Annotated in this window: 10 protein-coding genes and 1 pseudogene; 5 read left to right on the top strand and 6 right to left on the bottom strand. The window is 62.9% G+C overall.

Going from position 1 to position 12,099, the window contains the following annotated elements; all coding sequences use genetic code 11:
• Window positions 1-7: 7 nt before the first annotated feature.
• Window positions 8-1,405 (bottom strand): SH3 domain-containing protein, encoded by a 1,398-nt coding sequence (locus DYST_RS17845; protein WP_239952145.1) that lies wholly within the window; start codon window positions 1,403-1,405, stop codon window positions 8-10.
• Window positions 1,406-1,422: 17 nt separating this feature from the next.
• A complete protein-coding gene (locus DYST_RS17840) occupies window positions 1,423-2,574 on the bottom strand; it encodes a DUF819 domain-containing protein (protein ID WP_239947180.1) in 1,152 nt (383 codons plus the stop codon).
• 247 nt (window positions 2,575-2,821) lie between these two features.
• Between DYST_RS17840 and DYST_RS17835 the strand changes: the two genes are divergently transcribed.
• From DYST_RS17835 to DYST_RS17815, 5 genes and pseudogenes are all read left to right on the top strand, one after another.
• Window positions 2,822-4,216, top strand: coding sequence for a transglutaminase-like domain-containing protein (locus DYST_RS17835; RefSeq protein WP_239952144.1), 1,395 nt, complete (start codon window positions 2,822-2,824; stop codon window positions 4,214-4,216).
• 71 nt (window positions 4,217-4,287) lie between these two features.
• Window positions 4,288-5,553, top strand: a complete 1,266-nt coding sequence (gene lysA / locus DYST_RS17830; RefSeq protein WP_239947179.1) for a diaminopimelate decarboxylase — start codon at window positions 4,288-4,290, stop codon at window positions 5,551-5,553.
• A complete protein-coding gene (locus DYST_RS17825) occupies window positions 5,550-6,761 on the top strand; it encodes a dipeptidase (protein ID WP_239947178.1) in 1,212 nt (403 codons plus the stop codon). Before lysA ends, DYST_RS17825 begins: the two co-directional genes overlap by 4 nt.
• A gap of 4 nt (window positions 6,762-6,765) precedes the next feature.
• Window positions 6,766-7,479: a M15 family metallopeptidase gene (locus tag DYST_RS17820; protein WP_239947177.1), complete on the top strand. Its 714-nt coding sequence runs from the start codon at window positions 6,766-6,768 to the stop codon at window positions 7,477-7,479.
• Between the two features lie 29 nt (window positions 7,480-7,508).
• Window positions 7,509-8,562: pseudogene (locus DYST_RS17815) on the top strand (serine hydrolase domain-containing protein).
• A gap of 1 nt (window position 8,563) precedes the next feature.
• Here the strand turns inward: DYST_RS17815 and DYST_RS17810 are convergent.
• From DYST_RS17810 to trpE, 4 genes are all read right to left on the bottom strand, one after another.
• Complete coding sequence (locus tag DYST_RS17810) at window positions 8,564-8,797, bottom strand: hypothetical protein (RefSeq protein WP_239947175.1); 234 nt, start codon at window positions 8,795-8,797, stop codon at window positions 8,564-8,566.
• Between the two features lie 151 nt (window positions 8,798-8,948).
• Window positions 8,949-9,641, bottom strand: coding sequence for a hypothetical protein (locus tag DYST_RS17805; protein WP_239947173.1), 693 nt, complete (start codon window positions 9,639-9,641; stop codon window positions 8,949-8,951).
• A 218-nt stretch (window positions 9,642-9,859) separates the two neighbouring features.
• Window positions 9,860-10,558 (bottom strand): chorismate--pyruvate lyase family protein, encoded by a 699-nt coding sequence (locus DYST_RS17800; RefSeq protein WP_239947171.1) that lies wholly within the window; start codon window positions 10,556-10,558, stop codon window positions 9,860-9,862.
• Window positions 10,559-10,569: 11 nt separating this feature from the next.
• Entirely contained in the window at window positions 10,570-12,045 is a 1,476-nt protein-coding gene (trpE, locus tag DYST_RS17795) for an anthranilate synthase component I (protein WP_102301386.1), read from the bottom strand.
• Window positions 12,046-12,099: the final 54 nt, after the last annotated feature.

The following is a 12,099-nucleotide window of genomic DNA, read 5'->3' as shown; positions in this document are numbered from 1 at the left end:
AACGCGTTCACGGGCGCACGTGCACGATGCTGGTCATGCGGTCGACATAGGTGTGCTTGTCGTCGTACATCAGCGGCAACAAAGGCGTCACCGACACTTCGTTGAGCTTGACCCGGCGCATGCCACCCGTGCCATCCCGGTAGGAAATGCCACTGGTGTCGTGGATCACGTAAGGCTCGCCGTCGAGCTTGCCGATCACCATCATGACGTGCCCCGGGATGTAGACGAGATCACCCACCTTGAGCGCCATCGCCGCCTTGAGCCGCTCGTCGTGACTGTCCTTATCGCCGAATGCCTGATGAGTAAAACCAGGACTGATCGCCTGCTTGCTCGTGTTGCGGGGCATCTGCACGCCCAGGCTGCGGTAGACGTCCGAGACGAAACCGCTGCAATCACGCCCGTCGTAGTCATGGCCCCAACCGTAGCGTTCACCGAGGAATTTAAAGGCCTGCCGGATGATGTTCGCTTCGCTCAGCGGCAGGAAGTCATCCTGCATATCCGCGTTACGCTGGATCAGCGCTGGCGAAAAGGCGAGCTTGCCGTCCGCCTGCCGGATGGGCAGATCCACCACGTAGGAGGCATACGGCGACTGGCCGTTCACCGGCTGGTCGGCGGGTTGATTGGACACCACCGGCACGGCAACGCCCATGTCCAGTTGCAGCTGCGATACGGCAGGCTGCTCGGGCGTAAAGACCGTGCGTATCGTGCCGCCAGTCACCACCCGGTACGGCGCACGACCGCCATACGCCAGCACATCGGCCGCAGTGCCTTCGGCGACGTTCTCGCGATGCGTCCACGCCGCGTAACGGGGACTCACCACGAACAGCCAACGCCCGTCACGACTAGTGTGCGCGATGAGTACAGGCGTGCCCGGGAACTCCGCCGTTTCCTGGAAGCGGTCAATATCGGTGTCGTCTGTCGATGTAAACACGCGCGTATCGGTCGGAAACGTACGCAACGCAGCGCGCTGCACGATCATGCCGTAGCGGCTGGATTGCTGCGCCGGTACGACATCCAGCGCCAGCGCGTCCGTCAGTTGGTCGTGCACGCTCTCTGGTACGGGCTGACCCTTGATGTCATAGAGCTTGCGCTTCGGATACTGCGAAAGGTCGTTGATCCAGCCCGTGACCGTTGCACGGTCAAGCTGCGCCGGCATCGCATGCAGGTCATGCATGGACGGATCGACCTTGAGCAGGTTGGCGTTTCGTTGGCCGATCTCAACGGCGTCCAGCAAGACCTGGTCCGACTGTGTCGACTGTTTGATCCAGAAGTCCGGCCCGAGCATCGCATTGTTAGCGATGCCGATGACGCCGGATGGCGGCACAAGAACGGCGGCAGGCCCTTTGTCCGCGAATGACGGCGCGGCCGCGAGGGCGGCGATCAGGCAGAACGTCAGGCGAGGCATGGATCGCATGATGATTCCTAGGCAATGGCCAGCGACGACATCACCGACGCCACCAGCAGACCGAATCCCGTACCGAGGATATAGCCGAGCAACGCGAGCAAAATGCCCACCGGCACCAGTGACCGGGAGTAGCTCGCCGCCAAGATGGGTGTGGCGGCTACACCGCCGATGCAGGCCAGCGAAGAGATGCCACACAGGTACAGGTCGAAGTGGAACAGACGCGCCGCCAGGGCGAGCAGCACCGCGTGAATCACGATGATGCAGATACCGCAGCCGATGTAGAGCGGCGCCGAGCCGATGCCGTCGAAGTTGCTTTGCGAAGCGAGGATCGCCACCACGCTGATGAGCAAGGCACTAGAAATGGTGTTGGCGCCCGCAAAGCGGGCCAGCGGCGTATGCGCCGCAACCAGACCCAGCGCCGTGGCCAGCATGATGGTCCAGGTGGTCGGGGAGATCATGTCCGACGTGGGCAGACGATCAGCCAGCCACGCCGAGAAAGCCGCCGCCGCCAGCGCCATGCCCAGCCATAACAGCACGTTGTCGGGTGTGGTCGGGCCGTTGTTGCGGGTTTCCTCCACCACCATGTCCGCGCTCGACTTGGCGCGTGTCCAACGATTGAACTGCGTGGCCACGCGACCCAGCCCGAACAGCACAACGACCCACATGGAGTAGCACAGCGCGTCGGTGAGCAAAGAGAAGGCCAGCAAACGGTCCGGCATGCCGATAGCCTGCTTCACGGCCACCATGTTGGCCGTGCCACCGATCCAACTGCCCGACAGCGCGGCCAGCGGCTGCCAGGCATTGCCCGGGAGCCAGTAGCGAAACATCAGGAAGGTGCCGACGAAGGCAACGAACAAACAGACCATGGTGACGAAGAACACGGCGAGCACACGAGGCCCTAGCCGGTAGATGGCACGCAAATCGCAGTTGATCATCAACAGGAACAGCAGCGCGGGCACCATGTGCTCGATCAGCAGGCTCTGCGTGCCGCGAATTTCGTCGTTGACCTGCCACAGGCCCGTGACCGCGAGCGCGGTGACCAGTAGGTAGGTCAGCACGATGGGCGGGAGCACTTCGAAGAAGCGCCAATGGAAGCGCCGCTCGAGAGCGGGAAACAAGCCCGCCGCCAGCAACATGACAGCGAGATAAGGCCAGGCCGTATGGATCATGTGTCCCCTCTGACTCCCCGATCACATTCGTTTTTGGAATACCTTACACAACTTTTGGAATATCTAATTCATGCAATGGACGGCCGAAGCATAATTTATTGACCGTCATTTGCAAGCCATGCTAAACAGCGACTTCGCCTTGTTCTTGGGGAAGCGGCAGGTGCGGACGGAATCACCCTCTTTCGCTTTACGACGCCTGCGCGCACTGCCGATGGCGCTGGTGCTTTGCTGCCTTTCACCCGTGGCGATGCCGTCGAGCGTCGATGATTCACCCGTGCCGCACGCTGTCGCGCTGATCGATGCCGGGCAATTCAAGGCAGCCGATGCGGACATCGACAAGGCGCTCGCGCAGCCAGGTCTTCCATCGGAGACGCGAGAGGCGTTGTTGTTCCAGCGCGAACGCATGCGCCGTATCCTGCTCGACTTCACGCTGGATATCGACGCGGCCAAGGCACGCGTGCGCAAGCAGATTCCCGATCTCTCCGATGCGGAGTTCGCGCGCTGGGATCAGCAAGGTCTGATCGAGCATCAGGTGATCGACGGCCACACGCTCTACTTCAAGCGCGCGCCGAATAACCTGTTTCTGCTCAGCAAGGAGGCAGCAGGGCGGCGCGCGCATCCTGCACCGTCCAACGACGATCCCATGGAGACGCTCAACGATCATCACCGCGCCGCGCGGCGTGAAGCGCTCGCCACGCACCGCAGCAGCGTCACGCCCAATCACGTACGGGTGACGGAGACCGTCACCGTTCGCGCCGATGCGGTACCTCCCGGCGAAACCATCCGCGCGTGGCTGCCCTTCCCCCGCGAATTACCGGGGCAACAGGACGGCGTGCGATTGATCGACAGCCAGCCGGCCGGCGCGCGCGTCGCTCCGGCAAGTGTGTTGCAGCGCACGGCGTACATGGAAAGGAAGGCCGAAACCGGCAAACCCACCCTGTTCGCGGTGACCTACGAGCTGACCATTTACGCGCAGTATCACGACATCGATGCCTCGAAAGTGGGGCCGACAAAGATCACGCCAGAGCTTGCTCCGTACATCGCGGAGCGCGCACCGCATATCGTTTTCACTGACGACCTGCGCGCCTATTCGCACAAGATCGTTGGCAACGAGAAGAATCCTTACCGCATCGCGCAGAAGTTGTTCGCGGCCGTAGATCAAATTCCTTGGGCCGGTGCGCGCGAGTACTCCACCATCAGCAACCTCAGCGACTACACGCTGCATGCCGGCCACGGCGACTGTGGCGAGCAGACCATGCTATTGATTGCGCTGCTGCGCCTCAACGGCATCCCAGCGCGCTGGCAGTCGGGCTGGATCTTCTCCGACGGCAGCTACGAGAACATCCACGACTGGGGGCAGCTCTACCTTGCCCCCTACGGCTGGGTGCCGATGGACGTGACTTTCGGCCAGCTGCAACCCGCCAAGGGCGATAACCCTGCCCTGCAATGGTTCTACCTCGGCGGCCTGGATGCCTACCGCATCGCGTTCAACAGCGATTTCAGCCAGCCCTTCGTGCCGCCCAAGCAGTTCATCCGCTCCGAAACCGTGGATTCGCAGCGCGGCGAGCTGGAGTGGCGCGGCGGCAATCTGTACTTCGACCAGTGGGACTATGAGTTCACATGGCAGCAGCTCCCTCTATGACGGCGGATTCGAAGGAGACCGGAAATGATGGGACGCATCCTCCGCAGGACGACAAGGCACCAGGTGCGACCATGACGCTGGCAACCACTTCACCACTCGCCACGCTCGACGATGTGGACCTCCGCGCGTTGGCTGCGCGCTTGGGCACGCCGTTATATGTGTACTCCGCCCGCTCGATTCGCGAACGCATCCAGGCATTGCAGGCCGCACTGCGCGGCACGGATGCGCTGATCTGCTTTGCGGTCAAGGCGAACTCGAATCGTGGCGTGCTCGGCTTCATGCACGAGCATGGTGTAGGTGCAGACATCGTCTCGGCGGGTGAACTCTGGCGGGCGCTGCAGGCCGGCATACCGCCCGAACACATCGTTTTTTCCGGCGTGGGCAAGAGTGAACTGGAGATCACTGAGGCACTCGGCGCAGGCATCCTGCGTTTCAATGTGGAGTCGCACGACGAACTGCTCACCCTGCAACGGGTTGCGCGCTCCAAGGGCACCATCGCCCGTGCCGCCGTCCGCATCAACCCGGATGTCGACGCACTCACGCATGCCAAGATTTCGACCGGCAAAGCGGAGAACAAGTTCGGCGTAAGCATCGACGAGGCGCGACGATGGTTCGCAGCACGCCATGAACTGAGCCACGTTCAACTGGACGGACTGCACGTGCATATCGGCTCGCAGATCCTCAGCCTCCAGCCCTTCCAGGAGGCCATGCAACGCGTAGCCGCCTTCTGGCGCGAGCTTGTTGCGCAGGGCCATCCGATCAACAGCATCGACGCGGGTGGTGGGCTGGGTGTTTGCTATCGCGCGGGCCATGACCATCCTATCGATGCTGCCGACTACGTGGCCACCGTGCGCGAAGCGCTGGCCGGTTTCGACGGCCGTTTGCTATTCGAGCCCGGTCGCTATCTGGTCGGCGAAGCCGGCGTGCTGCTGACGCGCGTGATCCGCGTCAAACATGGTGATCAACGCGACTTCCTGGTGCTTGATGCCGCCATGAACGATCTCGCCCGCCCCAGCCTGTACGATGCATGGCATGACATCGCGCTGATAGACGGGGAGCATCGCCCGATGACCGCGTACGACATCGTAGGGCCGGTCTGCGAAACCGGCGACACCTTCGCCAGAGCCCGCACCCTGCCGACCTGTGCCGCTGGCGACCTGCTGATGATCCGCACCGCCGGTGCCTACGGCGCCTCCATGGCATCCACCTACAACTCTCGCCCGCTTGCCGCAGAAGTCATGGTCGACAAGGGTCGCTACGCGATGGTGCGACAGCGGCAAACGTTCGAAGAGATAGTCGCCGGCGAACAACTGGCCAAACACTGGGAGACCGCATGAAGACTGTCCGCAAGCTCGGTATCGCGCTAGCTATCGCACTAGGCAGTACCACCGCCGTCGCGCAGAAAGATCCGCCGATCACGCTCGACACCCATGTGGATATTCCCTTCGCCTACATGCGCGAGGCCCGCTTCGACTTCGGCAAACAGACGCCACTGCAAGTGGACCTGGACAAGATGCAACGCGGCGGGCTCGATGCCGTGTTCTTCATCGTCTACGTGGACCAGGGGCCGTTGACGCCCAAAGGCTGGGCCCACGCCGTCGCGCAGGCAAGAACCAAGTATGACGACATCGACCTGATGCTGAAGGCGTACCCCGACCAGATCCGACTGGCCAGGACGCCCGACGATGTACGCACCAACAAGGCCGCGGGCCGTCTCTCGGCGATGATTGGCGTCGAGAACGGCTACTCGCTGGGCCATGACATCAAGAATCTCGACGCCGCCTTCGCACGCGGCGCGCGTTACGTCGGGCTGGCTCACATGGGCAACAACGATCTCTGCAGCAGCTCCACACCGGAAGCCGACCTTGGCGACACGCCACTCCCCGAGTACAGCATCACCGACTTCGGCCGCAGTGTCGTCAAGCGTGCCAACCAGTTGGGCATCATGGTCGACGTCTCGCATTCCTCCGATGCCTGCGTGCGCGAGGTGCTTGCCCTATCCACCTCACCGGTGATCGCCTCGCACTCCTCTGCCCGTGCACTCGACAACCATCCGCGTAACCTTTCCGACGATCTGTTGCGCGCCATCGCCGCCAAGGGTGGCGTGATCCAGGCCGTGGCAGTGCAGGAATTCATCCGCCTCGATCCCGCCCGTGATCTCGCAATGAAAGCATTGCAGGCACAGGTCGCGAAGCAGACCGGCGACAAAAGCTTCGCTAGCGAAAAGCACGAGTACCTGCCTGCCTACATCGACGGCATGAAGCGCATCGACGCCGCACTCCCGCCGCCTAACGTGGACGACTACGTCGCCCACATCAAGCACATGGTTGAGGTAGCCGGTATCGATCACGTCGGTATCGCCTCGGACTTCGACGGCGGCGGTGGCCTCGCGGGCTGGAACGATGCTACGCAGACCCGCAACGTGACCGCAGCGCTACGGCGAGCCGGCTTCAGCGATGCCGACATCGCCAAGATATGGGGTGGCAACCTGCTACGCGTCTGGGGCGAGGTAACCCAGCGGGCCACCGCGAACCATGCGAACTGAGCTGATGAAGCGGCGCTTCTTGGTGGCACTCGGAGGGTCGCTCTTGGCCTGTGCAGCCCATGCCGACGGCACACCGACGCTATCGCCCGCACAGACGGCGGTACAAGCAGGCCTGGTCGACATCCATCCACTGGCACCGGATATTGCCGAGGACATCAAGTACGCGGGCAGCGATAACTTCGTCGGAGAACCCGTCGATGGTTATCTCGCCGCCAAATGCCTGCTACTCAAGCCGGCGGCCGAGGCACTGGCAAGCGTACAGCGCGATCTTCGTCCCCACCATCAGCGGCTGGACGTGTTCGACTGCTATCGCCCGGCCCGCGCCGTGAAGCACTTCGTACGCTGGGCTGGTGACCTGGCTGATCAACGCACTAAGGCCGCGCACTATCCCAAGCTCGACAAGAGCGCCCTGCTGGGCGACTACATCGCGCCCGTCTCCGGCCACAGCCGTGGTGCCACGGTAGATCTCACGCTGATGCAATGCGATGCGGCCGATACGCACTGCACGCCGCTCGATATGGGTACGGACTTCGATTACTTCGGCACGCTCGCCAATACCGACTCACCCGAGGCCACGCCCGCGCAGCATGCAAATCGCGAAGTGCTCAAGCGCGCAATGGAGCGGGAAGGCTTCCGCAACTATGCGATGGAGTGGTGGCACTACACGCTCGCACCCGAGCCCACGCCAGACACCATCTACGACGTACCCGTGCAGTAAGACCCCGCCACACCATGAGACGACACATGATGCGCAAGTTAGCTCCGTTGCTGGCCGCCACGCTGTTCGTCGCCGGACTCGCGCACGGCAAGGATTCCACCCCCGATGTCGATGCGCTGATGGCCCGCTACCAGGGTGACGCGCCGGGAGCATCGCTACTGGTCATCAAAGATGGCAAGCCACTGGTGAAGCGCGGCTACGGCCAAGCCAACCTGGAGACGCATGAGACCGCGACGCCAGCCACCAACTACCGGCTCGCTTCTGTCAGCAAACAGTTCACGGCGGCGGCCATTTTGCTGTTGGCGGAACGCGGCAAACTCAGCCTTGATGATCATGTGCGTCACTGGTTGCCGGAGCTTCCTGCAGCGCACGAGCAGATCACCATCCGCCAGTTGCTCAGTCATGGCGGCGGCCTGATCGATTACGAAGACCTGATGCCCGCAGACCAGACCGCGCAGATCCATGACGCCGACGTGCTGCGCATGCTGGCCGCCGAACCACGCAACTATTTCGCGCCAGGCACGTCTTATCGTTACAGCAATGGCGGCTACGTGTTGCTGGGGCTCATCGTGGAGCGCGCATCCGGCCAATCGCTGCAGGACTTTCTGGGTAAGAATATCTTCCAGCCACTCAGGCATGGCGCATACCTTGCTCTACGTGCGCGGCGGACCGGCGGTGACGCATCGCGCCTATGGCTATAGCGAGGACGGCGGCCATTGGGTGCAGACGGACCAAAGCCCCACCAGCGCGACGCGCGGCGACGGCGGCATCTACTCATCCATCGATGATCTGGCGAAGTGGGATGCAGCACTCTACGACCACCGCCTGCTGTCCGATGCCTCTCGCCAGCTTGCCTTCAGCGCGCAGAATAAGGTGAGCGGCGAAACCGACGTCGATAGCTACGGCTTTGGCTGGCGCATCCATGGTGATGTGCTATGGCACTCAGGCGAAAGCATGGGCTTTCGCAACGTCATCATCCGCTGGCCGAAGCAGCATCTGACGGTGATCCTGCTCAGCAACCGCAACGACCCAGAGCCTTACCCGACAGCGCTGGCCATCGGGCAACTGTTCCTGACGAAGTGAATCAGGCGGCCTGGCGCCACGGGCGGTAGCTGGGCAAGCAGTGGGTCTCCTCGCGATCCATGACCACCCGCGTATTTTGCCCACTGCGCACAGCCTCGCGTTCGGCGAGATGTGTGGCCAACTCCAATGCGCTGACCAGCACATAGCGCCGCCCAATCGGCGCGCCATTGCGCACGACGTTCCAACCCTCGCCACGCTTGCGTGTGACGACGTATTCGACAACAGGGGAAACCATGCGGAACCTCCGTGCCGGGCGTTCGCCAACGGCTTGATTCGGGATTCCGAAAAGGTAGTGAGCGTCAACGGCTCAAAACATAGGAACAATCTCAAACACTCACGGGAGCCTGGCCGACAGCCGGCTCCCTCAAAGCGAGGTTAGAGCCTGTTCAATAACTCGCGACGCCCATGGGCTGCATGGCCACGCAGGCATCGCCAGCGCACTCGATCTGCACGTCGCCAGAGACCGGACACTGCGAACGGAACATCGCCCGCTGGCCGTCCACCATCACCACGTGGATCGCACGGTCACACTGGCGCGCGGCCGCCACGTTCTGCGCCGCGTTGAACATCGTCTTGCTGACGCGGCTGTCGAGACTGGCCAGGCCGTTGGCTTGGGGCGATGACGACGCTGCGTAGCTTGCTGTACCTGCCCCGCCCGGGTTGGCATAGCCGCCCACGGCAGCATACGACGAGGACGCCAGCACGCTCAGCTTGTCCGGATAGTGACGCCAGGCACCGTCCGATAAGTCCACCGTCAAGCCGATCACTCCGCCAAAGATGAGGTTGCCCCAGACCATGCCTCGGATGGTCGAATCGTAGGATTGCTGCGCAATCTGCTTGCCGTCCTTCTGGCAGCTCACGTTGAGATCGTGCGACGAACGGTGAACGGTGGCGGTGCCCGGCGTGGTCACGTGGACCTGGCTCTCGCCGTTGCTCAGCGTGCAATCAGCGCGAATGCTTTGGTCAGCGGCGCGGGTTTCCACTTGTACCTTCTGATAGCGCCCACCGACGATCGACGCGCACGCGGACACGCTCAAGGCGCACGCAAGCACGACGCCCTTCTTCCATAAATGCTTCATGTCATTCCCCTGACTTGGCACCCCAGGCATTCACCGGACACTCCCCCATGGATGTCCGTAGCAAGGGGTGGGACATCGGCGGCGTGATGCACATCGCGTAGGTGTTGCACGGAGATCCCGTCGATCGACGGCCCGATGCCTGGCAGCCAGCCCCCTGTGACTGCGCTCACGCATTCTTATCGAAGCCACGGGAGAAAACGAGTGGCGGGATATCTAACTTATGGCCGATGCGGGGCTGCGGGAGCGAAGGCGAGCACCTGTGACGTATAGCTCTCGACCACGAGGCTAAACGCACGATTCGACTCGTCGAACAACAACGCTCTGTGCTGCAGAACGTGATGGGGCATGGAAAGCACCGCGCCGCTGGATGTGGGCAGGTTGGCTTCGCTCTCCCAGCCTTTCGGTAGCGGCGACCATAGTAGTTCCGCCGACAGGGTCTGGCGACGGAAATGCAGCGCCTGCACCACCTTGCCGAATGGCGTGTCGGTGGTATCGAGTTCGTGGTTCATCGCCTCGGTAAGGCGCGATGGCACGTACCAGTTGTCTGCCTCTGACAGCACGTGTCCGCCGCAGGTGAGCTGCACGCGACGATAGCGTACGGGCTCATCAGGGCCGATCTGCAACTGGGTGCGTCCGTCGGCAGGCAGCGGTTTGTCTTCGCCTTGCACGCGCTCCGCGACGACCTTGGCTTCGGCCGCCATATGGTGCTCGCCGCACCAGCGCTCCAGTGTGAGCGTGGCGCTGGGATGGCTGAGCAGTTCAGCGTTGAGCGATTGCAGCAACGCCAGCGCCTCGAACCGAGAGGTGGCGTCATCGTGCCAGACGGGCGGGGTTTCAGGCTCACGCGCGTGCAGCGGCGCCAGCAACAATGAACTACCCAGGCCGAGGGCGCAGGTCCACGTTGCGGGCCGCCTCATGCGACGCATGCTCATAGGCCCTTCGCAGCCTGGGCCACGGCACGGAATAGAGCGCGCCCCTTGCTCATCGTCTCTTCCCATTCGGACGACGGGTCGGAGTCGTATACGATGCCCGCGCCGGCCTGGACGTGTAGACGTCCATCCTGAATCACGGCGGTGCGGATGGCGATGGCCGTGTCCGCGTCGCCCCACCAGCCAATCCAGCCGATCGCACCGGCGTAGATGTTGCGCTTGTACGGCTCCAACTCCTGGATGATCTCCAGCGCGCGGATTTTGGGCGCACCGCTGAGTGTGCCTGCCGGGAAGGTGGCCTTGAGCACGTCCATGTAGCCGACGTCCGGGCGGACCTTGCCTTGCACCTGCGAAACGATGTGCATGACGTGCGAGTAGCGCTCGACCACGAAGGACTCGCTCACTTCCACACTGCCCGTTTCGCTGATGCGGCCGATGTCGTTGCGCCCAAGGTCGATCAGCATCACGTGCTCCGCGCGCTCCTTGGGGTCGGCGAGCAGTTCCGCCTCCAGCGCTTGATCTTCTTCCTCGGTCGCACCGCGTTTGCGCGTGCCGGCCAGCGGACGCACCACAACCTTGCCGTCTTTCAGGCGCGCGAGGATCTCCGGCGAGGAACCGACGATCTGCGTATTTCCCAGGTCCACGAAGTACATGTACGGCGAAGGATTGAGCGCACGCAGCGCGCGGTATACGTCCACCGGGCGGGCATTGAAGCCCACGCTGAGACGCTGCGAAGGCACCACCTGGAAGATGTCGCCGGCGCGGATGTACTCCTTTGCGCGCTCCACCATGGCCTCGAACTCCTCCTTGGTGAAGGAGGATTTGAAGTCGCCTTCGTCCAGCGCCGTGCCCTGGTTGAGCTGCGGGTACGACACGCCGCTTTGGCGCAATCGGTACACCAGCGCGTCGAGTCGGCGCTGAGCTTCGGCATAGGCGTGCGGCTGCGAAGGATCGGCATGCACGATCAGGTACAGGCGGCCCTTGAGGTTGTCGAATACCGCCACTTCTTCCGCGAGCATGAGCAGCACGTCGGGCGTGCCCAGCTCGTCGGGGCGATCCCACCGGGCAAGGCGCGGCTCGATGTAGCCGATGGTCTCGAAGCCGAAATAACCAACTAAGCCGCCACTGAAAGCGGGCAGCTGCGGAAGGCGCGGCACGTCGTATTGCTTGCGCAGGTTTTCGATCTCGCCCAGCGGATCGTCCACGTGGCGGCGCTCGGTGACCTCGCCGGCATCTTCCACTTCCAGCTCGTGGCCGCGCAGGCGATACACGCGCTTGGCAGGCAGGCCGATGATCGAATAGCGCCCCCACGTCGCGCCGCCCTCTACCGATTCGAACAGGAAGGTATACGGGCCGTCGGCCAGCTTCAGGTATACCGACAGCGGCGTGTCGAGGTCGGAAAACACCTCGCGCACCAGCGGAATGCGGGTATGACCCTGCGCTGCCAGCGCGTCGAAATCGTCTCGGGAAATCACGTGGGGGATCCGGATGGCCAAGCTTGAACGGCCATTGTAGGGGCAGGAAGCCGA

The sequence above is a fragment of the Dyella terrae genome, from assembly GCF_022394535.1.
Classification (GTDB): Bacteria; Pseudomonadota; Gammaproteobacteria; order Xanthomonadales; family Rhodanobacteraceae; genus Dyella.
This window is presented reverse-complemented; position numbering and strand designations above follow the sequence as displayed.

Excerpts from the sequence above, each read along its gene's own strand:
- DYST_RS17845 (WP_239952145.1), bottom strand. The coding sequence starts at position 1,405 with ATGCCTCGCCTGACGTTCTGCCTGATCGCCGCCCTCGCGGCCGCGCCG.
- DYST_RS17840 (WP_239947180.1), bottom strand. The coding sequence starts at position 2,574 with ATGATCCATACGGCCTGGCCTTATCTCGCTGTCATGTTGCTGGCGGCG.
- DYST_RS17835 (WP_239952144.1), top strand. The coding sequence starts at position 2,822 with ATGCCGTCGAGCGTCGATGATTCACCCGTGCCGCACGCTGTCGCGCTG.
- lysA (WP_239947179.1), top strand. The coding sequence starts at position 4,288 with ATGACGCTGGCAACCACTTCACCACTCGCCACGCTCGACGATGTGGAC.
- DYST_RS17825 (WP_239947178.1), top strand. The coding sequence starts at position 5,550 with ATGAAGACTGTCCGCAAGCTCGGTATCGCGCTAGCTATCGCACTAGGC.
- DYST_RS17820 (WP_239947177.1), top strand. The coding sequence starts at position 6,766 with ATGAAGCGGCGCTTCTTGGTGGCACTCGGAGGGTCGCTCTTGGCCTGT.
- DYST_RS17810 (WP_239947175.1), bottom strand. The coding sequence starts at position 8,797 with ATGGTTTCCCCTGTTGTCGAATACGTCGTCACACGCAAGCGTGGCGAG.
- DYST_RS17805 (WP_239947173.1), bottom strand. The coding sequence starts at position 9,641 with ATGAAGCATTTATGGAAGAAGGGCGTCGTGCTTGCGTGCGCCTTGAGC.
- DYST_RS17800 (WP_239947171.1), bottom strand. The coding sequence starts at position 10,558 with ATGAGGCGGCCCGCAACGTGGACCTGCGCCCTCGGCCTGGGTAGTTCA.